General features: G+C 65.3%; 25 protein-coding genes. 15 read left to right on the top strand and 10 right to left on the bottom strand.

What is annotated here, in order from left to right:
- Positions 1–110 precede the first annotated feature (110 nt).
- Positions 111–1910 (bottom strand): translation elongation factor 4, encoded by a 1800-nt coding sequence (lepA, locus tag BMI85_RS07660; protein WP_078522493.1) that lies wholly within the window; start codon positions 1908–1910, stop codon positions 111–113.
- Between the two features lie 119 nt (positions 1911–2029).
- Between lepA and BMI85_RS07665 the strand changes: the two genes are divergently transcribed.
- Together BMI85_RS07665 and BMI85_RS07670 are read left to right on the top strand one after the other, a co-directional pair.
- Positions 2030–2221 carry a heavy metal-associated domain-containing protein gene (locus BMI85_RS07665; RefSeq protein ID WP_075773932.1) on the top strand — a complete coding sequence of 64 codons (192 nt, stop codon included), beginning with the start codon at positions 2030–2032 and terminating at the stop codon, positions 2219–2221.
- A 203-nt stretch (positions 2222–2424) separates the two neighbouring features.
- Entirely contained in the window at positions 2425–2733 is a 309-nt protein-coding gene (locus tag BMI85_RS07670; protein WP_078522492.1) for a hypothetical protein, read from the top strand.
- Positions 2734–2756: 23 nt separating this feature from the next.
- Here the strand turns inward: BMI85_RS07670 and BMI85_RS07675 are convergent, their stop codons facing one another.
- Complete coding sequence (locus tag BMI85_RS07675; protein ID WP_078542237.1) at positions 2757–3227, bottom strand: low molecular weight protein-tyrosine-phosphatase; 471 nt, start codon at positions 3225–3227, stop codon at positions 2757–2759.
- Between the two features lie 29 nt (positions 3228–3256).
- Between BMI85_RS07675 and BMI85_RS07680 the strand changes: the two genes are divergently transcribed.
- A complete protein-coding gene (locus tag BMI85_RS07680) occupies positions 3257–3952 on the top strand; it encodes an NAD-dependent deacylase (protein ID WP_078600608.1) in 696 nt (231 codons plus the stop codon).
- Positions 3953–3989: 37 nt separating this feature from the next.
- On the opposite strand, the gene BMI85_RS07685 is transcribed toward BMI85_RS07680, so the two are convergent.
- Genes BMI85_RS07685 through BMI85_RS07695 form a run of 3 tightly spaced genes read right to left on the bottom strand, consistent with a single transcriptional unit; the run spans position 3990 to position 6688 of the window.
- The gene (locus tag BMI85_RS07685) at positions 3990–5360 is read right to left on the bottom strand and encodes a glutamate--cysteine ligase (protein ID WP_078600610.1); all 1371 of its coding nucleotides are present in this window, start codon (positions 5358–5360) and stop codon (positions 3990–3992) included.
- Between the two features lie 51 nt (positions 5361–5411).
- Positions 5412–5966 carry a hypothetical protein gene (locus BMI85_RS07690; RefSeq protein WP_078600612.1) on the bottom strand — a complete coding sequence of 185 codons (555 nt, stop codon included), beginning with the start codon at positions 5964–5966 and terminating at the stop codon, positions 5412–5414.
- Positions 5963–6688, bottom strand: a complete 726-nt coding sequence (locus tag BMI85_RS07695) for a 16S rRNA (uracil(1498)-N(3))-methyltransferase (protein ID WP_078569801.1) — start codon at positions 6686–6688, stop codon at positions 5963–5965. Before BMI85_RS07695 ends, BMI85_RS07690 begins: the two co-directional genes overlap by 4 nt.
- Before the next feature lie 12 nt (positions 6689–6700).
- Here BMI85_RS07695 and ubiA point away from each other — a divergent pair, with 12 nt between their 5' ends.
- The 4 genes from ubiA to BMI85_RS07715 all read left to right on the top strand — a co-directional run bounded on the left by ubiA (position 6701) and on the right by BMI85_RS07715 (position 11858).
- Entirely contained in the window at positions 6701–7705 is a 1005-nt protein-coding gene (ubiA, locus tag BMI85_RS07700; RefSeq protein WP_078600615.1) for a 4-hydroxybenzoate octaprenyltransferase, read from the top strand.
- Between the two features lie 78 nt (positions 7706–7783).
- Positions 7784–9853, top strand: a complete 2070-nt coding sequence (locus BMI85_RS07705) for an OmpA family protein (RefSeq protein ID WP_078600617.1) — start codon at positions 7784–7786, stop codon at positions 9851–9853.
- An 11-nt stretch (positions 9854–9864) separates the two neighbouring features.
- Positions 9865–10191, top strand: coding sequence for a hypothetical protein (locus BMI85_RS07710; protein ID WP_078522484.1), 327 nt, complete (start codon positions 9865–9867; stop codon positions 10189–10191).
- Positions 10192–10382: 191 nt separating this feature from the next.
- Positions 10383–11858, top strand: coding sequence for a glycosyltransferase family 39 protein (locus BMI85_RS07715; protein WP_078600620.1), 1476 nt, complete (start codon positions 10383–10385; stop codon positions 11856–11858).
- On the opposite strand, the gene BMI85_RS07720 is transcribed toward BMI85_RS07715, so the two are convergent.
- Genes BMI85_RS07720 through BMI85_RS07740 form a run of 5 tightly spaced genes read right to left on the bottom strand, consistent with a single transcriptional unit; the run spans position 11846 to position 17676 of the window.
- Complete coding sequence (locus BMI85_RS07720; RefSeq protein ID WP_078522482.1) at positions 11846–12058, bottom strand: formate dehydrogenase subunit delta; 213 nt, start codon at positions 12056–12058, stop codon at positions 11846–11848. The genes BMI85_RS07715 and BMI85_RS07720 overlap by 13 nt on opposite strands.
- Positions 12055–12825, bottom strand: a complete 771-nt coding sequence (gene fdhD / locus BMI85_RS07725) for a formate dehydrogenase accessory sulfurtransferase FdhD (protein ID WP_078600622.1) — start codon at positions 12823–12825, stop codon at positions 12055–12057. Before fdhD ends, BMI85_RS07720 begins: the two co-directional genes overlap by 4 nt.
- On the bottom strand, positions 12822–15707 hold the full coding sequence (gene fdhF / locus BMI85_RS07730; RefSeq protein WP_078600623.1) for a formate dehydrogenase subunit alpha: 2886 nt from the start codon (positions 15705–15707) through the stop codon (positions 12822–12824). The genes fdhD and fdhF overlap by 4 nt, the downstream gene beginning before the upstream one ends.
- Entirely contained in the window at positions 15704–17227 is a 1524-nt protein-coding gene (locus BMI85_RS07735; RefSeq protein ID WP_078600626.1) for a formate dehydrogenase beta subunit, read from the bottom strand. The genes fdhF and BMI85_RS07735 overlap by 4 nt, the downstream gene beginning before the upstream one ends.
- Positions 17224–17676 (bottom strand): formate dehydrogenase subunit gamma, encoded by a 453-nt coding sequence (locus tag BMI85_RS07740; RefSeq protein ID WP_078600629.1) that lies wholly within the window; start codon positions 17674–17676, stop codon positions 17224–17226. The genes BMI85_RS07735 and BMI85_RS07740 overlap by 4 nt, the downstream gene beginning before the upstream one ends.
- Positions 17677–17820: 144 nt before the next feature.
- Here BMI85_RS07740 and BMI85_RS07745 point away from each other — a divergent pair, with 144 nt between their 5' ends.
- The 8 genes from BMI85_RS07745 to moaD all read left to right on the top strand — a co-directional run bounded on the left by BMI85_RS07745 (position 17821) and on the right by moaD (position 24806).
- On the top strand, positions 17821–18654 hold the full coding sequence (locus tag BMI85_RS07745; protein ID WP_348638972.1) for a S49 family peptidase: 834 nt from the start codon (positions 17821–17823) through the stop codon (positions 18652–18654).
- 4 nt (positions 18655–18658) lie between these two features.
- A complete protein-coding gene (locus tag BMI85_RS21640) occupies positions 18659–18874 on the top strand; it encodes a hypothetical protein (RefSeq protein WP_078542250.1) in 216 nt (71 codons plus the stop codon).
- Complete coding sequence (locus tag BMI85_RS07755) at positions 18871–19851, top strand: calcium/sodium antiporter (RefSeq protein ID WP_078522475.1); 981 nt, start codon at positions 18871–18873, stop codon at positions 19849–19851. The genes BMI85_RS21640 and BMI85_RS07755 overlap by 4 nt, the downstream gene beginning before the upstream one ends.
- Complete coding sequence (locus tag BMI85_RS07760) at positions 19848–20624, top strand: SDR family oxidoreductase (RefSeq protein ID WP_078600632.1); 777 nt, start codon at positions 19848–19850, stop codon at positions 20622–20624. Before BMI85_RS07755 ends, BMI85_RS07760 begins: the two co-directional genes overlap by 4 nt.
- A 364-nt stretch (positions 20625–20988) precedes the next feature.
- On the top strand, positions 20989–22830 hold the full coding sequence (gene uvrC / locus BMI85_RS07765; protein WP_143595041.1) for an excinuclease ABC subunit UvrC: 1842 nt from the start codon (positions 20989–20991) through the stop codon (positions 22828–22830).
- 1 nt (position 22831) lies between these two features.
- Complete coding sequence (locus BMI85_RS07770) at positions 22832–23890, top strand: lysine-2,3-aminomutase-like protein (RefSeq protein WP_078600636.1); 1059 nt, start codon at positions 22832–22834, stop codon at positions 23888–23890.
- A gap of 45 nt (positions 23891–23935) precedes the next feature.
- Positions 23936–24565, top strand: coding sequence for a CDP-diacylglycerol--glycerol-3-phosphate 3-phosphatidyltransferase (gene pgsA / locus BMI85_RS07775; protein ID WP_078542255.1), 630 nt, complete (start codon positions 23936–23938; stop codon positions 24563–24565).
- Positions 24558–24806: a molybdopterin converting factor subunit 1 gene (gene moaD, locus BMI85_RS07780; protein ID WP_075773911.1), complete on the top strand. Its 249-nt coding sequence runs from the start codon at positions 24558–24560 to the stop codon at positions 24804–24806. Before pgsA ends, moaD begins: the two co-directional genes overlap by 8 nt.

The following is a 24806-nucleotide window of genomic DNA, read 5'->3' on the forward strand; positions in this document are numbered from 1 at the left end:
AGAACGTGGGGGTGGCGCGCCATGTTCCTCAGAAAGGCCGTGACTGACCCGCCCGAAATGAAAAGGCCCGGCGCAATCGCCGGGCCTCTATTCGTCAAATTCGAAGAGGATCACTCATCCATCTTCAGCGCCGCGATAAACGCGCTTTGCGGGATTTCGACCTTCCCGAACTGGCGCATCTTTTTCTTACCGGCCTTCTGCTTTTCCAAAAGCTTCTTCTTCCGGCTCGCGTCGCCGCCGTAGCATTTCGCGGTCACGTCCTTGCGCATCGCCGACAGGGTCTCGCGCGCGATCACGCGGCCACCGATGGCGGCCTGGATCGGGATCTTGAACATGTGACGCGGGATCAGGTCCTTGAGCTTTTCGCACATCGCGCGGCCCCGGGCCTCGGCCCGGTCGCGGTGGACCATGATCGAGAGCGCGTCGACCGGCTCGTCATTCACCAGAATCGACATCTTCACGAGGTAATCCTCGCGATATTCGGTGATCTGGTAATCGAAGCTGGCATAGCCCTTGGTGACCGATTTCAGGCGGTCGTAGAAGTCGAACACGACCTCGGCGAGCGGCAGGTCATAGACCACCATCGCGCGGCCACCGACATAGGTCAGGTCCTGCTGGATGCCGCGGCGGTCCTGACAGAGCTTGAGCACATCGCCCAGATATTCGTCCGGCACGAGGATCGTCGCCTTGATGCGCGGTTCCTCGATATGGTCGACGTAGGTCAGGTCGGGCATGTCGGCGGGGTTGTGAAGCTCGATCACCTCCCCGTCCTTCATGTGGATCTTGAACACGACCGAGGGCGCGGTGGTGATCAGGTCCAGATCGTATTCCCGCTCCAGACGGTCGCGCACCACTTCGAGGTGCAACAGCCCGAGGAAGCCGCAGCGGAAGCCGAAGCCGAGCGCCGCCGAGGTTTCCATCTCCGCCGAGAAGCTCGCATCGTTCAGCTGCAGTTTCTCGATCGCGTCGCGCAGCGCCTCGAAATCGTTCGCATCGACCGGGAAGAGACCGCAGAACACCACCGGGATCGAGGGTTTGAAGCCCGGCAGCGCCTTGGCGCAGGGCTTCTTCTCGTGGGTGATCGTGTCGCCAACCTTCGTGTCGCGCACTTGCTTGATCGAAGCGGTGAAGACGCCGATTTCGCCGGGGCCCAGCTCGTCGATATTGACCATTGCGGGTTTCAAAACGGCAAGACGGTCGAGCTTGTAGGTCGCCCCCGTCTTCATCATCTTGATCTGGTCGCCCTTCTTGATCACGCCATCCATGACGCGGATCAGAACCACGACGCCCAGGTAGGGGTCATACCACGAATCGACCAGCATCGCTTTCAGCGGCGCGTCGCGGTCGCCCTGCGGGGCGGGCAGTCGTTGGACGATGGCTTCCAGAACGTCCGGGATGCCCAGACCGGTCTTCGCGGAAATCTCGACGGCGTCGGAGGCGTCGATCCCGATCACGTCCTCGATTTGCTCTTTCACGCGCTCGGGCTCTGCCGCGGGCAGGTCGATCTTGTTCAGGACCGGAACGATCTCGTGATCCGCATCGATCGCCTGATAGACGTTGGCCAGCGTCTGCGCCTCGACGCCTTGCGAGGCATCGACGACCAGCAGCGAGCCTTCGACCGCCTGCATCGAGCGCGAGACTTCATAGGCGAAGTCGACGTGGCCGGGGGTGTCGATCAGGTTCAGCACATAGGTTTTGCCGTCCTTGGCGGGATAGTCGATCCGCACCGAGTTGGCCTTGATCGTGATGCCGCGCTCTCGCTCGATATCCATCGCGTCGAGGAGCTGGTCCTTCATATCGCGTTCGGCCACGGTACCGGTCAGCTGGATCAGCCGGTCGGCGAGCGTGGATTTACCGTGGTCGATATGCGCCACGATGGAGAAATTGCGGATGCGATCAAGATCAGTCATGGGCGCGCGTATACAGGGGAAAAAGCGGGCCGGGAAGAGGGATTGAACGCCATCTGCCATTGACCTCGGCCCGGTCGCGTCCGACATATCCCTGAGACACGAAACACGGGAGACGCAAGATGATCTATTCCGTTCCGAACATGACCTGCGGCCACTGCAAAGCCTCGGTCGAGGCTGCGATCGAAGAGGTCGGCGGCAAGGCCGATGTCTATCTGGAAGATCGCGAGGTCGAAGTGGAAGGGCTGCCCGAATCCACCGTGATCAGCGCCCTGAAAGGCGCAGGCTACGAGGCCACCCCGGTCGAAGAGTGATCTGGAGGGCGAACGCCATCCAGATGTAGTGGGCCCGTGCGCGCGCAACGCGACGACTAGAAAACGGGTTCCCTCCCCTGCCCCGAACCGGCGGAATCCTGCCTGTTTTGTTGCCCGCTTTTTGAATTTGAGTTAGAATCGCGGACAAATGAGCAGGCAGGATCGGCAAACACATGCCGGCCGCAACGACAAAGGGGCAGTAGATGATTTTCAAGACCACACTCGGACTCTGTGCATTCTCGGGCGCCATGGCGCTTGCTTCGATGGCTTCGGCCGGGCCGATCGACAACGCGTGTCAGAAAGCGGGCCGCGCCAGCAATCCCGGCACCTGCGGCTGCATCCAGCAAGTCGCTGACATGACGTTGAGCCATCGCGACCAGCGCCGCGCCGCCAGCTTCTTCCACGATCCCGACCGCGCGCAGGAAGTGCGCATGTCCGACCGCCAGTCGGATTCGGACTTCTGGGACCGCTACAAGAATTTCGCCGCGACGGCGGAAGGCTTCTGCAAGTAAGCGCCTGATCGGCGGCGCGCGGTCTACTGCCCGCGCCGCTTTTCTTCTTCGTCGGCCAGCAGGTCGGCGATCAGTTGATCCGCGCCCGCCTCGATCAGATCGAGGGCTCCGTCGAAATTGCGGGTGAAATAGGGATCGGGCACATCGCGCGGCCCCTCCGGCCCGTCGATGAACATCTGCACCTGAGCGCGCATCTCGCGCGGCGCCCCGTCAAGCGCATCGCGCAGGTTATTCTCATCCATCGCGAGGATCACATCGAACCCGTCGTAGTCGGCGGGCTGGATCTGCCGTGCGCGCAGGCTGCGCATGTCGTAGCCGCGCGCTTCCGCCGCCGCGATCATAGGATCGTAGGGCGGCTCTCCGAGATGCCAGGTGCCGGTGCCCGCACTGTCGAACTCGATATCGAGCCCGGCTGCGGCGGCCTTGTGACGGGTCACCGCTTCGGCGGCGGGCGAGCGGCAGATGTTGCCAAGGCAGAGAAAGAGGATACGCATAGGGTGAAGTGATAACGGAGGGCGCAGCGATGGCCAAGGTCGTGATTCTGACGGGCGCGGGAATTTCTGCCGAAAGCGGCATCCGCACGTTTCGCGCAAGCGACGGCCTCTGGGAGGAACACCGCATCATGGACGTGGCGACGCCCGAGGGTTTCGCGCGCGACCCCGCGCTGGTGCACCGTTTCTACAATGCGCGCCGGGCGGCGGCGCGGGCGGCCCAGCCGAACCCGGCCCATATCGCGCTGGCCGAACTGGAGGCCGACCCGGGCCACGAGGTTCTGGTAGTGACGCAGAATGTCGATGATCTGCACGAGCGCGCCGGCTCTCAGAACGTGATCCACATGCACGGCTCGCTCTTCGGCGCGCTGTGTCACGCGTGCGACCATCGCTGGCCCGCGCCCGAGTCGATGCAGCCGCAAGACACCTGCCCCGAGTGCGGGCGCAAAGCCACGCGACCCGACATCGTGTGGTTCAACGAGATGCCCTATCAGATGGATCGGATCATCCGCGAGCTGGAGGCGGCGGATCTGTTCGTCTCGATCGGCACCAGCGGCAACGTCTACCCCGCGGCAGGCTTCGTGCAGGACGCCGCGATGTGCGGGGTAGAGACGCTGGAGCTGAACCTCGACCCCTCGGCGGGCAGCACGATGTTCGACACATCGCGCCAAGGCCCGGCGAGCGTGCTGGTCCCTCAATGGGTGCGCGAGCGGCTGGGGTCGCGGTGAGAGGAACGGCCGGGCGGCAGACCGCCCTGCCCTCTGCTCAGTAGCTGTATTCGGCGTAGATCTTGCTCAGATCGCCATTCCACTCGCCGTGATATTTCTCGAGAAGCTCGTCGGCAGGCACGCGGCCCGTCTCGACGCTCTCTTCCAGCGCGTTGAGGAAATGGGTCTCGTCGGGGATCATCCCGCCCGCGCCGGGCTTCGCCCGCGCCGCCAGACCGGATTTCGCGATCGCCACCGTCTCGCGTGCGAGGTCGTGCAGCTTCACGCCGTTGAACTCGCCCTGCAGCGCATCGACCGCCGCCGCGCGGCGCAGACCTTCGCGGGTCTCGTGATCGAAGCCCTTCACCAGATCCCATGCCGCATCCAGAGCGGTCTGGTCGTAAAGCAGACCGACCCAGAGCGCCGGGAGCGCACACAGACGCCGCCACGGTCCGCCATCGGCACCGCGCATCTCGATGAATTTCTTCGCGCGCGCTTCGGGGAAGACGGTCGTCAGGTGATCGGCCCAATCGCTCAGCGTCGGCTTCTCGCCGGGCAGCGCGGGCAGCTCGCCCTTCAGGAAGTCGCGGAAGGACTGCCCCAAAGCGTCGATATATTTGCCGTCGCGATAGACGAAATACATCGGCACATCGAGGACGTAGTTCACGTAAGCCTCGTAGCCCGCGCTCTCTTCGAACATGAAGGGCAGCATGCCGGTGCGCGCATCGTCGAGGTTCTGCCAGATATGGCTGCGCCAGGACTTCATGCCGTTGGGCTTACCATCGAGGAAGGGCGAATTGGCGAAGAGCGCGGTCGCGACCGGCTGCAACGCCAGCGCCACGCGCATCTTCTGCACCATGTCGGCTTCCGAACCGAAGTCGAGATTCACCTGCACGGTGCAGGTGCGATACATCATCTGCGTGCCCAGCTCGCCGACGCGCCCCATGTAATCGGTCATCAGCCGATAGCGCCCCTTGGGCATCATGTGCATCTGGTCTTGCGTCCAGATCGGGGCCGCGCCCAGACCGATGAACTTCACACCGATATCGTCGGCGACCGACTGCACTTCGCGCAGGTGTTCGTTCACCTCGTCGCAGGTCTGGTGGATCGTCTCGAGCGGCGCGCCCGACAGTTCCAGCTGACCGCCCGGCTCGAGGCTGACATTCGCGCCGTTCAGTTCCAGCCCGATGATCTTGCCCTGCTCTTCCACCGGCTTCCAGCCGAAGCGGTCGCGCAGACCTTCCAGCATCGCCTTGATCGACCGCGGGCCGTCATAGGGCAGCGGCAACTGCTTGTCCGCGCAATAGCCGAATTTTTCATGCTCGGTGCCGATGCGCCAGTCGTCGCGCGGCTTCTCACCTTCGGCCAGATATTCAGCCAGTTGCTCGAAGCGCTCGATCGGGCCACCGCCCTGCTGCGGAATGGACATGTCTTTTCTCGCGTCGCTTTATGGAGCGCCACAGGTGGCGCGGGGGTTGGCTCAAGTCAAGCGTGAAACCTGTTTGCGGGTCCAGAGGCTCTGTGCGGCAGTCGTTTGGTCAAGCGCGGCGGAGATCTTCCCCATATCGATCCCCGGCAGGCTCGCGAAAGCGTCGTAGAGCGCATCCGCCCCCGCCGCGTCGAGCGGGATCAGAAGCGCCTCGCCCGAGAGGCTGCGCAGCCGCCAATATTGCTGGCCCTGAAGCGTCAGCAGTCTGATTTCCGCCAGTTCGCGCAGCGGCAATTCGCCGCCCATCCCGAGGGCCGAGACATTGCTGCCCGGCCCCGCAATGGCGCGCGCCCGGCTGGCCGCGAAGTAGGAGATACGGCCCTCGTCGATCTCGACCAGACCCGGCGCATTTGTTTCACGCGCAAAGCGCAACCGACGCCAGCCGATCAGCGCCCAGCCGAGCCCGAGCGCCACGGCGACCAGTCCCAGCGGCATCAGGATCAATCCGCCGAGCCAGATCAGCCACGCACCGAACGCCACCACGACGCCCGCCGCGATCACCTCGCTCCAGCGTTTGAAACCTTCTGCGACCTCGGGACGGATCACCGCCAGTCTCCCAGCGCCGATTGCCACAATGTGATCGCCGCGCAGACCGCCGTATCGGCGCGCAGGATGCGCGGGCCGAGACTGACGGGGGTCACGAAATCGCGGGCACGGAGCATCTCGCGCTCGGCCTCCGAGAACCCGCCTTCGGGCCCGATCAGGATCGCCCAAGGGCCGGGCTGCAGCCCCGCGAGCGTCTCTGCGGGGCCAACCAGAGCCTCATCCGCCCAGAGGATGCGGCGGCTCGGATCCCAGCCATCCAGCAGCTTCTTGAGCCCCTGCAAATCCTCGACCGGGGGCACATAGGTGCCCAGACATTGCTCCGCCGCTTCCTTGGCATGGGCCTGCAAGCGGTCCTGACGGATGCGCGCGGAATTGGTGAACTCGGTCTGCACCGGCAAGACCTTGGCGCAGCCCAGCTCGGTCGCCTTCTCGACGATGAAATCGGTGCGCTCTTTCTTGATCGGCGCGAAGATCAGCCAGAGATCGGGCGGCGCGAGCTGCGGCGCGGCCTGTTCGACACAGGCCAGAATACCGCGCTTCTTGTGGGCCTCGACGACCTCCGCCGTCCACTCGCCATCGCGCCCGTTGAACAGTGCGACACGAGCGCCCACAGCCAGCCGCATCACCGCAAAGAGGTAATGCGCTTCGTCCTGAGTCAGAGGCACGGCTTGCCCCGCGCCCAGCGGGTGCTCTACACAGAGCCTGATCTTGGCACGTTCCATGAGGCGGACTGTATGAGCGGAAAAACCGAAACGCCAGAGGCGGCAAACGCGAGCACGGGCGAGCCCCCGAATGATGCAAACGGCACGGTCGCGGATGCCTATCGCGGCAACTGGGTCGACCGGCTGGCCCCGGCATGGACGCGGCCCTACCTGCGGCTGAGCCGTGCCGACCGTCCGATCGGGACGTGGCTGCTGCTGCTGCCCTGCTACTGGTCGATCGCGCTGGCGGCATCCTCGACGGGCGGCTTCATCTGGTGGGACCTGTGGCTTGCCATCGGCGCTTCCATCGGGGCTTTCCTGATGCGCGGCGCGGGCTGCACATGGAACGACATCACCGACCGCGACATCGACGCAGGCGTGGCGCGCACCCGCTCGCGGCCGATCCCCTCGGGGGAGGTCTCGACGAAACAGGCGCTGGCCTGGGCGGTGATCCAGTCGCTGATCTCCTTTGCGATCCTGCTGACCTTCAACACGCCCGCGATCATCCTCGGAATCGTCTCGCTCGGTCCGGTCGCGATCTATCCTTTCGCCAAGCGCTTCACCTGGTGGCCGCAGATCTTCCTCGGGATCGCGTTCAATTGGGGCGCGCTGCTTTTGTGGGTCGCGCATACCGGCAGCCTGAGCTGGCCGCCCGTCGTGCTTTACTTCGCGGGCATGGCCTGGACGCTGTTCTACGACACGATCTATGCGCATCAGGACAAGGAAGACGACGCGCTGATCGGCGTGAAATCCACCGCGCGGCTCTTTGGCGACGACAGCGCAAAATGGCTCGGCGGCTTCCTGATGACTTCTGTTGCGCTGATGACCATCGCTGTGATGGGCGCGCTCATGCCCGGCGCGCCGCCGCTGCGTCTCGCGCTCTCCCTGCTCGCGCCCTGGGCGATGGGGTGGCACATGCTCTGGCAGATGCGCCAGCTCGATATCGACGACCCGGACACCTGCCTGAAACTGTTCCGCGCGAACCGCGACACGGGCCTCATCGCTGCGCTGTTTCTCGCCGTTGGCGCAATCGTGTAACGGCGTTTCGATTGATCCCCGCGCCCCTGCGCCTTAAGGAAACGGGATAAAGATTCCCCGGGGGAGGGCCTGAGACCGATGCGCAGCCGCGCCACCTTGTTGACGATCGCCGCCTTTGTCCTCGCACTCGTCGTGTCCGCAGTCATTGCGGGCGGCGCTGCGACCGTTGTCGAGAAATCCACGAAACAAGAAGTACGCGTCGCGATGGAGGCGCAAGGCTACGGCTGGATGCGGATCCATACCGACGGGCTGCAAGTCCTCCTCTCCGGCACCGCCCCGACCGAGGCCGAGCGCTTCCGCGCCGTCTCGGAGGTCGACAAATACGTCGATAGCTCGCGGGTCGTCGACAATACCGACACGCAGATCACCAAGCCGATCACGCCCCCCGCCTTCTCGCTGGAAATGCTGCGCAACGAGAACGGCATCTCGCTGATCGGGCTGGTGCCCTCTTCGGTCGACCGCGATGCGATCGTCGAGAAACTCTCGAAAGTCGCGGGCGAGGATGGCGTTACCGACATGCTGGAGAGCGCCGATTACCCGGTGCCCGGCGGCTGGGACCAGGCGATGCAGTTCGCGATGACCACGATCGAGACGCTGCCGCGCTCGAAAGTGTCCGTCACCGCCGGCAAGGTCTCGGTTCAGGCGATCACCGACAGCCCCTCCGAGAAAGGCCGGGTGGAGACGTCGCTCGCACGCCGCCGCCCGACCGATCTCAAGCTCAGCTTCGACATCTCCGCGCCGCGCCCCGTGATCACCCCCTTCACCCTGCGCTTCCTCATCGACGAGGAGGAAGGCCCGCATTTCGACGCCTGCTCCGCCGATAACGAGCGCGCACGCGACCGCATCCTGACCGCCGCCCGCGCGACAGGCGCGAAAGGCACGCTGACCTGCACCATCGGCATGGGCACCCCGTCGCCTGATTGGTCCAAGGCCGCGCAGATGGCGATCAAGGCGGTCGGCGATCTCGGCGCGGGTTCGGTGACCTTCTCCGATGCCGATATCGCACTCGATGCCCCCTCGACCGTCGATCAGCAGAAGTTCGACGATGTCGTAGGCGAGTTGGAATCGAACCTGCCCGGAGTGTTCTCGCTCAAGGCCAAGCGCGAACCGGCCCCCGATGCGAAAGCCGCCGAGGCCAGCTTCACCGCGACCCGCGATGGCGACGGCCATGTCGAGCTCAAGGGCCGCGTGACCGATGCGCGCGAACGCCAGACCATCGAAAGCTACGCCCGCGCCAAGCTCGGCCATGACAATGTCCATGGCGCGACCCGCGTCGACAAGGAGCTTCCCGCCGGTTGGCCGGTGCGCACGCTGGCCGCGCTCGATGCGCTGTCGGTGCTCCATGACGGCAAGGTCACGGTCACCCGCGACGGCATCTCGGTCAACGGCATCTCGGGCGATCCGCAGGCTTCCGACACGATCTCGCGCATCCTGACGAGCCAGCTCGGCGAAGACGCGCAGATCGACCTGAGCGTGAAATACGACAAGCGCCTGGATGAGCAGCTGGCCCTGCCGACCGGCAAAGAATGCGTCGCGCGCCTCAACGAGACGCTGCAGAAGAAGAAGGTCGATTTCGATCCGGGTTCGGCGCAGGTCGCCTCGGAAAGCCTGGACGCGCTCGACGCTTTGGCGAAGTCGATGAAGAACTGCACCGATTTCAAGATGGAAGTGGCCGGTTACACCGACAATCAGGGCCGCGAGGAAATGAACCTGCAGCTCTCGCAGCAGCGGGCGCAGGCGGTGATCCGCGGGCTGCTGGATCGTGGCGTGCTGATCGGCAATCTCGAAGCGAAGGGCTATGGCGAAGCGCAGCCGATCGCCTCGAACGACACCGAGGCAGGCCGCGAGAAGAACCGTCGGATCGAATTCGTCCTGCTGGATGAGGCACCGGTGGGCGACGATGCACTGCCCGATGCTACCGCAGATGCGACAGGCGCCGCAGAAGACGGCGAGCCGCATTGGAACGGCGCAGTGACCGACGACGGCGCGCCCGCCACCGAGGACGGCGCGCAAACCGAAAACGGCGATGGGGACACCGCCGCAGAACCGGGGGAAAACACCCCGCAAGAAGAAGAAATTCCGGTCGAGACGCCCGGCGATCAAACGCCGCGCCCGCAATCCCGGCCGGAGGACCTGTCGAAGGGCTGAAGGGACGTCATATGAACAGAACCGAATTCATCATCGCCACAGCGATCATCCTTTTCGTGGCTTTCGCTCTCGGCTGGTTCGCGAGCTGGTTGATCCACCGCCTCACCCGCGTGAGCCAAGCCGATATGGGCGAGCTGGAGCAGATGGCGCAGGCGTTGCATGAAGCCGAAGAGACCCGCGATCAGGCGCTCGTCTATGTCGAGCAGCGCGAGGCGGAACTGGCCAATCAGCTCAGCCAGACCGAGGCGGAACTGCGCGCGGCGATGGATGGTCTGCGAGACGCCCGGCACGAGGCCGAGGAACTGCGCGCCTATATCGAGCGCTCGAAAGAGGCCTGAGCCATCGCCGCGCTCGCCGAGGGCGCGGCATCGTGGCCACGCCCGGCGAAACTCGGACATCTCGCGCTTTGGCCCGCCTGTCGAAAGTGGTATCGCCCTCTCTGTCCGCCCCGCGCGGCAGTCCCGCCAGCCAATAGGTGCGCCATGCTCCAGACCCTTCCCGTGATGCGCGTCCCCACAGGCACACCCGCATGAGCGCCGACCCGATGCCCCGCGCCGCGGGCCGCTCCCTACCCGATGCGATCTGGCCCCTGAGCATCGTCGCCTATTTCGCCTTCCAGACCCTCTACCGCACCGCCTTGGGCGGCGCGCTCGGGCTCGACGATGCGCAGATGATATTCGATGCGCGCAGCTTCGCGTGGGGCTACGGCCCGCAACTGCCGCTTTTCGCGTGGCTGCAGCATCTGGTCTTCATGGTGACCGGGCCGACGATGTTCGGCCTCGCGGTTCTGAAAAACACCCTGCTCTGCGGTACCGTCCTGACCTGCTACGGGCTGATGCGTACGCGGCTCGATCCGCGCCGGGCATGGGTCGCGACGCTGGGCCTCGTGCTGCTGCCGCAAATCGCTTGGGAAAGCCAGCGCGCTCTGACCCATTCGGTGCTTGCGACCTTTTCGGCGGCGCTGTGCTTTGCCACGATCTGGTGGATCGCGCGCCGCCCCAGCCTTGCGGGCTTCGTGACGCTCGGGCTGGTGCTGGGCATGGGGCTGCTGTCGAAATACAACTTCGTGCTGCTACCGATCTCGACGACCTTTGCGCTGATCGGTTTTCCCGAGTTCCGCGCGTCCTTCCGTGATCGCCGCCTGTTTCTGTCGCTGCTGATCGCCGCCGCAATCGCGCTGCCGCCCTATGTCTGGATCCTGAACCATCCCGAGATCGCCTTCGCCTCGGCAAAGAAATTCGACGCCGCCGAAGACGTCTCACTGGGCGCGCGACTTGTCGGTCCGGTTCTTGCAACCGGTCAGGGTGTTCTGAATTTCCTCGCTTTGCCGCTGCTGGTCGGCAGGCTGCTCTACTGGCGCTACCGGGAGAGAAAACCCGAAGCGCCGCAACCGCTGCTGCGGCTGATGCTGCGCGTGATGGTGATCGGGCTCTTGCTGCTGCTGATCGGTGCGCTTGCGGTCGGTGCGGGGCAGATTAAGGATCGCTGGCTCCAACCGCTGCTGTTCCTCGCGGGCCCCGCGCTTGGCCTGTGGCTTTTGCCCCGGCTCAGCGCGACCGGGCTGCGGCGGCTGCAGCAGGTCTACGCGGTGCTGCTCGTACTGGTGACGATCGCGCTGCCAGTGCATTTCTTCCAAGGCAAGAGCCGCAATGCCGCCCCCTTTGAGACGCTGGTGCCGCAGCTGGTGGCCGCCGTTGGCGCGGATGCGACCCTGATCGCGCCGCAATGGGAAGGCGCGAATATCCTCTATCGCGCGCCCCGGATGACGGTTCTGAATGCCAGTTCGGACTTTACGAAACCCCTGCCCGACGGCCCGGCCTTCGTGATCTGGGACGGCACGAATGCGGCAACCGGCACGGGCCTTCTGCGCGCGACTTATCCGGATCATCCCGACTGGACGACCGGCGAGGTGCAACAGCTCGCGGCGCCCTACCCCTTCGCAGACGGGAAAAACTTCACCCTCTCCTTCGCGCCGGTCGTGAGGCCCGGAGATCAGCCCCGCTGAGGGGGACGAATCTGCGGCAAGGCCGCTTTCACCAGCGGATGCAGGTCCAGCTTGTCGGCCGCCGCGAGGAACGTGTCGCGCATTGTGGGCGCCCAGTTGGCATTGATGTGATCGGCGACGGCATGCGCCTGATCGCCGGGCTGGCTCTCGAAGAACTGTGCGATCTGATTGGCCATCCCGGCGAGTTTCTCAGGCTTCATGCGGTGGCCTCCTGCGGCGCGGTATAAAGCGCGAGGCCCCGGCCTGCGCGCGCGATAACGGTAAGGCCCGCGTCCCGTGCCTCGCTCACCGCAAGCGCGGTCGGGGCGGAGGGGCCGACGATCACCGGGATACGTAGCGTCGCCACTTTCTGGATCAGATCGACCGAGAGCCGCGAGGTCATTACAAGCGCGCCGCTCGCCGGGTCTATCCCACCCCGGATCAGCGCCCCGATCAGCTTGTCGAGCGCGTTGTGTCGCCCGACATCCTCGCGCGTCAGCACGATCCCCTTGCCCGGCTGCCAGAAGCTCGACGCATGGGCGGCGCGGGTCTCGTCCTGCAGCGGCTGGTGGTCGCGCAGGGTCTCGAGCGCCTCCGAAGCCTGCTCCGGCGACATGGTGAATCGCGGCGGTGCGACCGGCGGAAGCTTACGGCGTGCTTCTTCCAGCTGTTCGATGCCACACAGCCCGCAACCCACCGGGCCCATCGTGGCGCGGCGGCGTTCGGCAAAGCGTGCGCCAGCAGGTGCGGCCAGCCAGTTGCGCGCCTCGATCCCGGCCTCGGTCACTTCCAGCTCCTGCCGGGTGATCTCGGACGCGTCCTCGATCAGCCCTTCGGAGAGCGCGAAGCCCAGTGCGAAATCCTCCAGATCGGCGGGGCTTGCCATCATCACCGCCTGCGTCACCCCGTCGAAAGACAGCGCGACCGGCACTTCCTCGGCGAGCCGCTGCACCGCGCCGCTGGGCATGTCCCAATCGGTTGCCGTCATTCAGCCGCCTCGACGCGCCGGGTCAGCTTGGTCTGCGCCGTGTAAAGCTCCTGCCAGTCCGAGGGCCCGTTCGACAGCCCCACCTGCACCGCCGTCACCTTGTATTCCGGGCAGTTCGTCGCCCAGTCGGAATTGTCGGTGGTGACCACATTGGCCTGCGTGTCAGGGTGGTGGAAGGTCGTGTAGACGACGCCGGGCGAGACTCGATCCGTGATCGTCGCACGCAAGGACGTCTCGCCCGCCCGGCTCGCCAGACGCACCCAATCGCCGTCGCGAATACCGCGCGTCTCCGCGTCATGCGGGTGGATTTCCAACCGGTCCTCGGCATGCCAGACAGAGTTCTCGGTCCGCCGCGTCTGCGCTCCCACGTTATATTGCGACAGGATGCGCCCGGTCGTCAGCAGCAGCGGGAAGCGCGGCCCGGTCCGTTCCTCGGTCGCGACATAGGCCGTGCGGATGAACCGCCCGGAGCCGCGAACGAAGCCTTCCTCATGCATCACCGGCGAGCCTTGCGGATGCGCATCGTTGCAGGGCCACTGCACCGAGCCCATCTGGTCGATCAGATCGTAGGTGACTCCCGCGAAGGCGGGTGTCGTGCGCGCGATCTCGTCCATGATCTCGGAGGGGTGGGTATAGCTCCACCCTGCGCCCAGTGCATTGGCCAGCGCCTGCGTCGCCTCCCAATCGGCCAGCCCCGCCTTCGGCGCCATGACCTTGCGCACCGGATTGATGCGGCGCTCGGCATTGGTGAAGGTCCCGTCCTTCTCGAGGAAGGTCGAGCCCGGCAGGAACACATGGGCGTAGCGCGCGGTCTCGTTCAGGAAGAGGTCATGCACGATCACGCAGTCCATCGCCGCGAGGCCCGCGGCCACGTGATGGGTATCGGGATCGGATTGCAGGATGTCTTCGCCCTGAATGTAGATCGCCTTGAAATCCCCGGCGACGGCCGCGTCGAGCATGTTCGGGATGCGCAGCCCCGGCTCGGGGTCGAGCGTGACGCCCCATTCCACCTCGAACCCATGGCGCGCGGTATCGTCTGAGACATGGCGATAGCCCGGGAGTTCGTGCGGGAACGAGCCCATGTCGCACGAGCCCTGCACGTTGTTCTGGCCGCGCAGCGGATTCACGCCCACACCGGGACGGCCGATATTGCCGGTCATCATCGCGAGGTTGGCGATCGCGATCACGGTGGTCGAGCCCTGGCTATGCTCGGTCACGCCCAGCCCGTAATAGATCGCCCCGTTGGGCGCGGCGGCATAGGTGCGCGCGGCTTGGCGCAGCGCCTCGGCCGGCACGCCGGTCAGCTCTTCGACGGCTTCCGGCGAATGGGCCGGATCGGCGGCGAATTCGGCATAATCCGACCATTCGTCCCAATCGCAGCGCTCGCGGATGAAGGCCTCGTCGAACAGCCCTTCCGTCACGATCACATGGGCCATCGCGGTCAGTACCGCGACATTGGTGCCCGGACGCAGCGGCAGGTGATGCCCTTCGCCCATATGCGGGGTCTCCAGCAGGTCGATCCGGCGCGGGTCGACCACGATCAGCTTCGCCCCCTGCCGCAGCCGCTTGCGCAGCCGCGAGCCGAAGACCGGGTGGCCGTCGGTCGGGTTCGCCCCGATCACCACGGCGCAATCCACCTGCTCGACGCTGTCGAAATCCTGCGTGCCCGCAGAGGTCCCGAAGGTCTGCTTCAGCCCGTAGCCCGTGGGCGAATGGCAGACGCGGGCGCAAGTGTCGGTGTTGTTCGTGCCCATCACCGCGCGGGCAAGTTTCTGCACGAGGAAGGTTTCCTCATTGGTGCAGCGCGAGGAGGTGATGACACCGACGGAATCCTTGCCGTGTTTGGCCTGCGCACGCTTGATGCCGTTCGCGGCAAACTCCAGCGCCTCTTCCCACGACACTTCGCGCCACGCATCGGTGATGCTGTCGCGGATCATCGGGTTCAGGATGCGGTCGCCGTGGTTCGCATAGCCCCAGGCGAAACGGCCCTTCACGCAGCTATGGCCGCGGTTCGCCTTGCCCTCTTTCCACGGCACCATGCGCACCAGTTGGTCGCCACGCATCTGCGCCTCGAAAGAGCAGCCCACGCCGCAATAGGCGCAGGTCGTGACCACCGAACGCTCCGGCACGCCGATCTCGTCGACGGTCTTCTCCTGCAGGGTCGCGGTCGGGCAGGCCTGCACGCAGGCGCCGCAGCTCACGCAATCCGAGTTCAGGAAATCTTCCGTTCCGGTCGAGATGCGGGCGTCGAAGCCGCGCCCGTCCACGGTCAGCGCGAAAGTGCCCTGCACCTCTTCGCAGGCGCGCACGCAGCGCATGCAGACGATGCATTTCGACGGATCGTAGAAGAAATACGGATTGGAATCGTCGCGCGGGATATAGAGCGGATTGGCCCCCTCCGCCGCGCGCGTCTCGACATGGTTCTCGCCCGGCGCATAGCGCACGTCACGCAGACCAACGGCCCCCGCCATGTCCTGCAATTCGCAATCGCCATTCGCCGCGCAGGTCAGACAATCCAGCGGGTGATCGGAGATATAGAGCTCCATCACCCCGCGCCGCAGCCGCGCGAGCTGATCGGTCTGGGTTTTCACGACCATACCCTCGCGCACGGGCGTGGTGCAGGAGGCAGGCGTGCCGCGCATCCCTTCGATCTCGACCACGCACAGGCGACACGAGCCGTAAGCATCCAGCATATCGGTCGCACACAGCTTCGGCACAGTGATCCCGGCCTCGGCGGCGGCGCGCATCACGGAAGTGCCCTCGGGAACGCTCACATCCATGCCGTCGATCACCAGCGTCACAGGCGGGCCCGATTTTTCAGGTGTGCCCATATCGGAGAGTTTCGGCCCGTGCACTCCGTCGGGGATGATGAAATCCTTCATTCCGCAGCCTCCTGTGAGAGCGAGAATTCTTGCGGGAAGAGCCGGATCGCCGAGCGCACCGGGTAAGGCGTGAAGCCCCCCATCGCGCAGAGCGAGCCCTTCTCCATCACTTCGCATAGCTCGTGCAGCAGCTCGATCGCCGCCGGGTCGCCCGCCGCCACGCGGTCGAGCGTCTCGATGCCGCGCACCGCGCCGATCCGGCAGGGCGTGCATTTCCCGCAGCTCTCGATGGCGCAGAACTCCATCGCGTAGCGGGCGAGCGCGAGCATGTCGGCGCTGTCGTCATGCACTACGAAGCCGGCATGGCCCACCAGCCCGCCCTGATCGGCAAAGGCCTCGTAGCAGACCGGCAGATCGAAATCGTCGGGGCCGTGATAGGCGCCCAGCGGTCCGCCGACCTGCACCGCCTTGAACGGACGCCCCGAAGCCGTGCCGCCGCCGATCTCGTTGACCAGCGTACCGAGCGACATCCCGAAACCGGTCTCGAACAGCCCGCCATGTCTCACGTTGCCCGCGATCTGGATCGGAATCGTCCCGCGCGAGCGGCCCAGCCCGAACTCCGCATAGGCAGCACCACCATGGACCAGAATCCACGGCACAGCCGCGAGCGAGAGCACGTTGTTCACGACCGTAGGCCTGCCGAACGCGCCTTCCAGCGCAGGCAACGGCGGCTTGGCGCGAACCATCCCGCGCTTGCCTTCGAGCGAATTCAGGAGCGACGTTTCCTCGCCGCAGATATAGGCGCCCGCGCCGACGCGGACTTCGAGATCGAAGGCCGGTCCCTGCCCCATCAGGCTGTCGCCGATGATCCCGGCAGCGCATGCCGCCTTGATCGCCGCGTTCAGCGTGCGGATCGCGTGCGGATATTCCGAGCGGATATAGATGAAGCCCTTGGTCGCGCCAACCGCGAGACCGGCAATCGCCATGCCCTCGATCAGGCAAAAGGGATCGCCCTCCATCAGCATCCGGTCGGCGAAGGAGCCGCTATCGCCCTCATCCGCGTTGCAGACGATGTATTTCTGCGGGGCGTCTGCCCCGGCGACGGTCTTCCACTTGATACCCGTCGGGAAGCCCGCACCGCCTCGACCGCGCAGACCCGAGGTCGTGACCTCTTCGATGGTCTGCGCACCGCCCAGTTCCAGCGCGCGTTTGAGACCCTGCCAGCCCTCGTCCGCCTCGTAATCGGCAAGCGAGAGCGGATCGGTCCGCCCGCAGCGCGCGAAGGTCAGACGGGTCTGTTTTGCGTAAAAGGGGATCTCCTCGACCGGGCCGAGCGCCTTCGGGTGATCGCCGTCTTCGAACAGCGCCGGCACGTCCTCGGGCGCCATCGGGCCGAAGCCGTGGCGCACGCCGTCGCGCTCGATCTCGACCAGAGGCTCCAGCCAGATCATCCCGCGCGTGCCATTGCGGATGATCTCAATCGTCTCGCCGCGCAGCCCGGCCGCCGACGCGATCGCGGCAGCGACCTCATCGGCCCCACAGGCTACGGCGGCGGCATCGCAGGGAACCCAGATCTTCATGCCGAGACCTCCGCGACCAGAGCCTCGATCCGCTCGGGCGTCGCCCGCCCGACCAGTTGATCGCCCACCATCGCGGCGGGCGCGCAGGCACACAGCCCGAGGCAATAGACCGCCTCGAGGGTCACATCGCCCTTCGTTTCCCCGACTTTCATTCCCAGCGCCCGCTCCAGCCGCGCGATCATCTCGGTCCCGCCCATCGACTGGCAGGCCTCGGCTCGGCACAGCTTGATCACATGCTTGCCCGCGGGCGCATCGCGGAAGTCGTGATAGAAGGAGACGACGCCCGCCACCTCGGCCCGGCTCAGCCGCAAAGCATCGGCGATCGGCTGGTAGCAATCGGCGGGCACGCAGTCGTAAGCGGCCTGCACATCGTGAAGAATGGGCAGCAGCGCACCTTCGCGCCCCGCATGATCCGCCAGAATCACGGCGAGCCTGTCGTCTTCGGTCATATCCATCCTCCCGGCCCCGATGATGGGGCGAGCATGCCCCGGCCAGCAAGTCACGACTGGTTCAATCGCGAACAGGCGCGGACAGGAACCGTCATCGCTGCGCTTGCGCGGGCAGGGGTGAGCCTCTACATCCCTCACATGAGCCTGATCCAACGCCTCCCTTTCGTCAAGAAATCGCCCTTCGTCGCGGTTATCCGTTTGCACGGCGCCATCGGCGTCTCGCGCCCCGGTGCGCCCGGCCTGTCGGATGCCGCCATGGCCCCGATCATCGAGCGCGCCTTCGCGCGCGGCAAACCGGCCGCGGTCGCTCTGCTGATCAATTCGCCCGGCGGATCGCCCGTGCAATCGGCGCTGATCGCGGGACGCATCCGCAGGCTTGCGGATGAAAAAGGCATTCCCGTCCATGCCTTCGTCGAAGACGTCGCGGCTTCGGGCGGCTACTGGCTCGCCTGCGCCGCAGACCAGATCTGGGCCGATCCGACCTCGGTCGTGGGCTCGATCGGGGTGATCTCGGCAGGGTTCGGCCTCGACGAGTTCATCAACCGCCACGGCATCCAGCGCCGCGTTCATACCGCAGGCGGCTCGAAAAGTTTCATGGACCCCTTCCGCCCCGAGAAGGACGAAGACGTCGCGCGGCTCAACAAGCTGCTCGACGACATGCATGTCTCGTTCAAGGAGCACGTGCAGTCCCGGCGCGGCGCGAAACTGCCCGAGGATCGCGACCTCTTCACCGGCGATATCTGGACCGGGCGGCAGGCGCTGGCCGAAAACACCGGGCTGATCGACGGGCTCGGCCATGCGGTGCCGAAGCTGAAAGAGATCTACGGCGAGAAGACCCGCATCGTGCCTTACGCGCCCAAACGCTCGATCTTCCGGCGCTTCGGCGCGCAGATCGGCGGCGAGATGGCAGCGGCCACGGCAGGCGCTTTGATCGATACCGCCGAGGAACGCGCGCTCTGGGCGCGCTACGGGCTGTAACCCGATGCTCATCAAGGGCATGACACTCTTCCTCGTCGTCATGGCGGTGCTCGCCATGTTCGGCAAACTGCGGATGCCGAAACTCAAGGGCCCGCGCGGACCCGGCAGGCTATCGGCGCGTTGTCCCGACTGCGGACGTCCGAAAATCGGCCGGGGCCCCTGCCCCTGCAAGACGACCTCCAATAGCAAAACTGCGAAGAAGACGGAGCGCCGTAAATGATCTGGGATTTCGGCGAGATCATTGCCGGGCTGGTACTGCTGGTCGTGGCGGGCGATCTGCTGGTGAAAGGCGCGGTGGCGATGTCGCTGCGCCTTGGCATTCCTGCGCTGATCGTCGGCCTGACCGTGGTGGCCTTCGGCACCTCCGCGCCCGAGCTGATGGTCTCGGTCGCCGCCGTCCTCGACAAGGCGCCCAGCATGGCGCTCGGCAATGTCGTGGGCTCGAATATCGCCAATATCCTGCTGGTGCTGGGCCTGCCTGCGATGATCTCCGCGATCCGCACCGATCTGCACGACACGCGCGAGAGCTTTGTGCTGATGATGGGGGCGACGATCCTCTTCATCCTCGTCTGTTTCATGGGGCCGATCGGCTGGGCGCAGGCGCTGCTCCTGCTCTTCGCGCTCGGCATCATCCTGTTTCGGCAAATCCGCGAGGCGCGCGCCCATCGTGCCAATCGCGGCGCGGGCTCCGGTCCCGAGACCGAAGCCGATGAAGAGGTCGAGAGCGTCGATCCGAAAATGCCGCTCTGGCGCATCGGGCTCTACGTTCTCGCAGGCCTCGTGGGGCTGCCTCTGGGGGCGAGCTGGCTGGTCAGCGGCGCGTCGGAAATCGCGAGCGCGATGGGCGTCTCGGATGCGGTGATCGGCCTGACGCTGGTCGCGCTCGGCACCTCGCTGCCCGAACTGGCGACCTCGATCACCGCGGCGATGAAGGGCCGTTCGGACCTCGCGCTCGGCAATGTCGTGGGCTCGAACATCTTCAACTTGCTCTGCATCATCGGCGTCGCGGGCCTGTTCGGCGACATTCCGGTGCCGAGCCAGATGCTGCATGTCGACCTTTGGGTGATGGCGGCGGCCTCGATCGCGCTGGCCCCGTTCATCTTCGGCAACCGCGTGATCACCCGAGGCATCGGCATCGCTTTCACCGCCGCGTACCTGGCCTATATGGTGGCCCTCTTCATTGGAGGCAGCGCATGAAACGAGCATTGGTGACAGGTGGCGCGAAACGGCTGGGGCGCGCGATGGCGCTTTATCTGGCCGAGCGCGGCGTAGACGTCGCAATCCATTATCACGGATCCGCAGAGGACGCGGAGGCAACGGCGGCAGAGGTCCGTGCGAAAGGCGTGCGCGCCGAGATCATGCAGGCCGATCTGCTGGACGAGGCCGCGACGGCGGAACTGGTGCCGCGCGCGGCGCAACTGCTCGATGGGCCGCTCGATCTGCTGATCAACAACGCCTCGATTTTCGAATACGACACGATCCGCTCCGCCACGCGCGAAAGCTGGGACCGGCATATCGGGTCGAACCTGCGCGCACCCTTCGTGCTGATCCAGCATTTCGCGGCGCAGGCCCCGGAAGCCGACCGCTCGGGCGCGGAGCCCAAGGCCCGCGCGCTGGTGATCAACATGGTCGACCAGCGGATGCGCAAGCTGACGCCGGAGTTCATGACCTACACGCTCGCGAAGATGGGTCTGTGGACACTCACGCAGACGAGTGCGCAGGCGCTGGCTCCCGCTATACGTGTGAACGCGATCGGCCCCGGCCCGACCCTGCAAGGCGCCCGCCAGTCTGAAGAGCACTTCAACCGGCAGCGCGCGGCGACGATCCTGGAACGCGGCGCAGACCCCGCAGATATCGTCGCGGCGCTGGGATATTTCATGGACGCACCGGCCGTCACAGGGCAGTTGCTCTGCGTCGATGGAGGCCAACATTTGGGCTGGCGGACCCCCGATGTATTAGGTCCGGAATGAGCCTGAAAACGAATCGCAGGCCAAAGTTGTGCACTGCGCGGCGGCTTGTAACAGTACCGTCACAAAAGTAGTAATCCTTTCAATAGCTTGGCGAGTGTGCGAAAAATTTCTCAATGAAATCAACGCACTCGTAACTTGCTCAAAAAATGAGCAAACACTCTATCAACCCTTATATTAAGGTCGGAACCCACGGTCCCACATGTTTGCCAACAGAGTTATCCCCAAATTTCGTGGACATGTTTTTCCTTGAAAACGTCTTCGCGAGGTTGCAGCCACAGGGGAGAATCGAAGCCTGCTCATGAATGACGACGTAAACAGCAACGACGCCCTCGATCCCCCGGCGGCCACGCGCCCGCAACACGGGATGACGGGCCATGCGCTGATCGCGGATTATCTCAAGCGCCTCGACGGCTCGCCGGGCGTCTATCGGATGCTGAACGCGAAGGGCGAGGTTCTCTATGTCGGCAAGGCGCGCAACCTGAAGGCGCGCGTTTCGAACTATGCACGCCCCTCGGGACACTCGGCGCGGATCGCCCGGATGATCCATGAGACCGCCTCGATGATGTTTCTCACGACGCGGACCGAGACCGAGGCGCTGCTGCTTGAACAGAACCTGATCAAGCAGCTCAAGCCGCGCTACAACGTGCTCGCGCGGGACGACAAAAGCTTCCCCAATATCCTGATCGCGACGGACCACCCCTATCCGATGATCAAGAAGCATCGCGGCGCGCGCAAAGAGAAGGGCCATTACTTCGGCCCCTTCGCGAGCGCGAGCGCGGTGAACCGCACGCTGAACCAGCTGGAGCGGGTCTTCCTGCTGCGCAACTGCTCGGACTCGATGTTCGAGACCCGCACGCGCCCCTGCCTGCAATATCAGATCAAGCGGTGCTCCGGGCCCTGCGTGGGCAAAATCTCCGAGGAGGATTACGCAGCGCTTGTCGACGACGCGAAGCGGTTCCTGCAAGGCAAGTCCACCACGATCCAGCGCGAACTGGCCGAACAGATGCAGCAAGCCTCCGACGATATGGAATTCGAGCGCGCCGCTGCGCTCCGTGACCGGATCAAGGCGCTGACCAATGTGCAGCAGAGCCAGGGGATCAACCCGCGCAGCACCGCCGAGGCCGATGTGATCGCGCTCCATCAGGAGGGCGGGCAGGCCTGTGTGCAGGTCTTCTTCATCCGCGCGAACCAGAGCTGGGGCAATCACGACTTCTACCCCAAGACCGGCTCCGGCGCCGAAGCGCCCGAAATCCTGCAGGCCTTCATCGCGCAGTTCTACACCAACCGCCCGCCGCCGAAGCTGATCCTGCTGTCGCACCCGGTCGAGGATGAGGAACTGGTAAGCGAATTCCTCTCGGAACGCGCCGAGCGCCGCGTCGAGATCACGGTCCCGCAGCGGGGCGAAAAGGCCGAGCTGGTCGAGAATGCCGCGCGCAACGCCCGCGAGAGCCTCGGTCGAAAGATGTCCGAAAGTGCTGCGCAGGCGAAACTGCTGGCGGGCGTGGCAGAAGCCTTCGGGCTGGAGAAGCCGCCACAGCGGATCGAGGTCTACGACAACTCGCACATTCAGGGCGCACATGCCGTGGGCGGGATGATCGTCGCAGGGCCTGAGGGCTTCATCAAGAGCCAGTATCGCAAGTTCAACATCAAGAACGCAGACCTGACGCCGGGCGACGACTTCGGGATGATGAAAGAGGTGCTGACGCGCCGCTTCACCCGTTTGCTGAAGGAAGACCCGGAGCGGAAATCCGAGGCCTGGCCCGATCTTCTGCTGATCGACGGTGGCGCCGGGCAGGTCTCGGCGGTGCGCGAGATCATGGACGAGATGGGCGTGAGCGATGTCGCGATGGTCGGCGTCGCGAAAGGCGTGGACCGCGACCACGGCAAGGAAGAATTCCACCGCACCGGCCAGCGCCCCATCGCCCTGCCCCGGCAATCGCCGGTCCTCTACTACATCCAGCGCCTGCGCGACGAGGCGCACCGCTGGGCCATCGGCACCCACCGCGCGAAACGCGCCAAGGCGCAGATGGCGAACCCGCTGGATGAAGTGCCGGGCATCGGCGCGGCCCGCAAGCGCGCGCTGCTCGCGCATTTCGGGTCCGCCAAGGCGGTCAGCCGTGCGGCGCCGATCGATCTTATGGAGGTCGACGGCATCTCCGAGGCGATGGCCGAGACGATCCACAATTTCTTCAACGAGAAGGGCTGAGATGACCGATCACAGCCGCCATCCCCGCGCGCTGACCCGCGTGGCCGATCTCGAACGCGACGGGCTGACCGCCTCGGACACCCGCGCCGATCTGGAGCGCGTGGCCGATGAGTTCCGCATCCGCGTGACACCCGAGATGCGCGGGGCGATTGCCGATCCGACCGACCCGGTGGCCGCGCAATTCGTGCCCTCCGCGGCCGAGCTGGTCACGCGCCCCGAAGAACTGGAAGACCCGATAGGTGACAACGCCCATTCCCCCGCTCCGGGGCTGACGCATCGCTATCCCGACCGGGTGATCCTGCACATCACCAAGACCTGCGACGTCTATTGCCGCTTCTGCTTCCGCCGCGAGACGGTGGGCGAAACCGGGCCGCTGCCGGAAGACCAGTTGACGCAGGCGCTCGATTATATCGCGGCGACCCCGGCCATTCGCGAAGTGATCCTGACCGGAGGCGATCCCCTGACGCTCTCGACGCGGAGGCTTAGCGCGGTGCTGGACCGCCTCTCCGCAATCGCGCATCTCGACCAGATCCGGCTGCATACGCGCGTGCCGGTCGTCGCCCCCGAGCGGATCACCGAACAGCTTTGCACCATCCTGCGCGCCGCGCCGACCGCATGGATCGTGCTGCACACCAATCACGCGCAGGAACTCACGCCCGCTGCCCGCGATGCCATCGCGCGGCTGGTGGATCGCGGCATCCCGATGCTATCGCAAACGGTGCTACTGCGCGGCGTCAACGCGAGTGCCGACGCGCTGGAGGCACTGTTCCGCGCCCTCACCAAGCTGCGCGTCAAACCCTATTACCTGCACCATTGCGACCTCGCCCGCGGCACCTCGCATTTCCGCACCACAATCGCGGAAGGGCGCGCGCTGATGGCCGAGCTGCGCCGCCGTTGCTCGGGCACGATGCTGCCCAGCTACGTGCTCGATATCCCTGGCGGCCACGGCAAGGTGCCGATCACCTCGGACCACTTCACACCGGGCGACAGCCCCGGAGACTGGCGCGTTACCGACCGTAATGGGACGGTGCATGCATATCGCGATCCCGCGACCCGTTAACGCGCCCTCTTCCGCTTTGCGAACCACGCAGCTAGGTTGCCTCCCATGAAATGGACCCTTCCCAATATCCTGACCGTGCTCAGGCTCTTGGCTGCCCCCGGTGTGGCGGTCTTGTTCCTTTATTTTTCTCGCCCCTGGGCCGACTGGCTGGCGCTTGCGCTGTTCATCAGCGCGGCGGTCACCGACTGGTTCGATGGCTACCTCGCCCGGGCGTGGAAACAGGAGAGCCGCTTCGGCGCGATGCTCGACCCGATTGCCGACAAGGCGATGGTGGTGATCGCGCTGGTGGTGTTGACCGGCTACTCGGGCATGAACCCGTGGCTGATCCTGCCCGCCACCGTGATCCTGTTCCGCGAAGTCTTCGTCTCGGGGCTGCGCGAATTCCTCGGCGCAGATGCCGGGCGGCTGCGGGTCACGAAGCTCGCCAAATGGAAGACCACCGCGCAGATGGTGGCGATCGCCGTGCTGTTCCTCGGCACCGGGCTCGCCTATCTCGAACAGGGTCAGGCCCCGCGCGCCGGTGAAGGCGATATCCGCTTGGGCGCCACGCCTGCCGATTTCGCGACCCATGTCGGCCTCGCGCTGATCTGGATCGCCGCCGTGCTGACCGCGATCACCGGCTGGGATTATTTTCGCAAGGCCCTGCCCTATCTGAAGGAGCCGAGCCATGATTGACGTTCTCTATTTCGCTTGGGTCCGCGAGCGGATCGGCCTGCCACGCGAAAAGGTCGAGACTGAGGCCAAGACTGTGGCCGACCTCGTCGAAGAGCTGAAGGCACGCGAGCCGCGCTACGAGGCGGCTTTTGCCGATATTTCCGCGCTGCGCGTGGCGCTCGATCAGGATCTCGCGGAGTTCGACGCGCCGCTCGAAGGCGTGCGCGAGGTGGCTTTCTTCCCGCCGATGACGGGGGGCTGA

The organism is Thioclava sp. DLFJ4-1, assembly GCF_002020145.1.
GTDB classification, from domain to species: domain Bacteria; phylum Pseudomonadota; class Alphaproteobacteria; order Rhodobacterales; family Rhodobacteraceae; genus Thioclava; species Thioclava sediminum.

What these genes read in the sequence shown, in the direction of transcription:
- BMI85_RS07705 (WP_078600617.1), top strand. Translation starts at nt 7,784, where the DNA reads ATGCGCAGCCGCGCCACCTTGTTGACGATCGCCGCCTTTGTCCTCGCA.
- BMI85_RS07695 (WP_078569801.1), bottom strand. Translation starts at nt 6,688, where the DNA reads ATGGAACGTGCCAAGATCAGGCTCTGTGTAGAGCACCCGCTGGGCGCG.
- fdhD (WP_078600622.1), bottom strand. Translation starts at nt 12,825, where the DNA reads ATGACGGCAACCGATTGGGACATGCCCAGCGGCGCGGTGCAGCGGCTC.
- BMI85_RS07710 (WP_078522484.1), top strand. Translation starts at nt 9,865, where the DNA reads ATGAACAGAACCGAATTCATCATCGCCACAGCGATCATCCTTTTCGTG.
- BMI85_RS07735 (WP_078600626.1), bottom strand. Translation starts at nt 17,227, where the DNA reads ATGAAGATCTGGGTTCCCTGCGATGCCGCCGCCGTAGCCTGTGGGGCC.
- moaD (WP_075773911.1), top strand. Translation starts at nt 24,558, where the DNA reads ATGATTGACGTTCTCTATTTCGCTTGGGTCCGCGAGCGGATCGGCCTG.
- BMI85_RS07740 (WP_078600629.1), bottom strand. Translation starts at nt 17,676, where the DNA reads ATGACCGAAGACGACAGGCTCGCCGTGATTCTGGCGGATCATGCGGGG.
- BMI85_RS07760 (WP_078600632.1), top strand. Translation starts at nt 19,848, where the DNA reads ATGAAACGAGCATTGGTGACAGGTGGCGCGAAACGGCTGGGGCGCGCG.
- BMI85_RS07755 (WP_078522475.1), top strand. Translation starts at nt 18,871, where the DNA reads ATGATCTGGGATTTCGGCGAGATCATTGCCGGGCTGGTACTGCTGGTC.
- BMI85_RS07680 (WP_078600608.1), top strand. Translation starts at nt 3,257, where the DNA reads ATGGCCAAGGTCGTGATTCTGACGGGCGCGGGAATTTCTGCCGAAAGC.
- BMI85_RS07675 (WP_078542237.1), bottom strand. Translation starts at nt 3,227, where the DNA reads ATGCGTATCCTCTTTCTCTGCCTTGGCAACATCTGCCGCTCGCCCGCC.
- BMI85_RS07670 (WP_078522492.1), top strand. Translation starts at nt 2,425, where the DNA reads ATGATTTTCAAGACCACACTCGGACTCTGTGCATTCTCGGGCGCCATG.
- uvrC (WP_143595041.1), top strand. Translation starts at nt 20,989, where the DNA reads ATGACGGGCCATGCGCTGATCGCGGATTATCTCAAGCGCCTCGACGGC.
- fdhF (WP_078600623.1), bottom strand. Translation starts at nt 15,707, where the DNA reads ATGAAGGATTTCATCATCCCCGACGGAGTGCACGGGCCGAAACTCTCC.
- BMI85_RS21640 (WP_078542250.1), top strand. Translation starts at nt 18,659, where the DNA reads ATGCTCATCAAGGGCATGACACTCTTCCTCGTCGTCATGGCGGTGCTC.
- pgsA (WP_078542255.1), top strand. Translation starts at nt 23,936, where the DNA reads ATGAAATGGACCCTTCCCAATATCCTGACCGTGCTCAGGCTCTTGGCT.
- ubiA (WP_078600615.1), top strand. Translation starts at nt 6,701, where the DNA reads ATGAGCGGAAAAACCGAAACGCCAGAGGCGGCAAACGCGAGCACGGGC.
- BMI85_RS07770 (WP_078600636.1), top strand. Translation starts at nt 22,832, where the DNA reads ATGACCGATCACAGCCGCCATCCCCGCGCGCTGACCCGCGTGGCCGAT.
- lepA (WP_078522493.1), bottom strand. Translation starts at nt 1,910, where the DNA reads ATGACTGATCTTGATCGCATCCGCAATTTCTCCATCGTGGCGCATATC.
- BMI85_RS07720 (WP_078522482.1), bottom strand. Translation starts at nt 12,058, where the DNA reads ATGAAGCCTGAGAAACTCGCCGGGATGGCCAATCAGATCGCACAGTTC.
- BMI85_RS07685 (WP_078600610.1), bottom strand. Translation starts at nt 5,360, where the DNA reads ATGTCCATTCCGCAGCAGGGCGGTGGCCCGATCGAGCGCTTCGAGCAA.
- BMI85_RS07715 (WP_078600620.1), top strand. Translation starts at nt 10,383, where the DNA reads ATGAGCGCCGACCCGATGCCCCGCGCCGCGGGCCGCTCCCTACCCGAT.
- BMI85_RS07665 (WP_075773932.1), top strand. Translation starts at nt 2,030, where the DNA reads ATGATCTATTCCGTTCCGAACATGACCTGCGGCCACTGCAAAGCCTCG.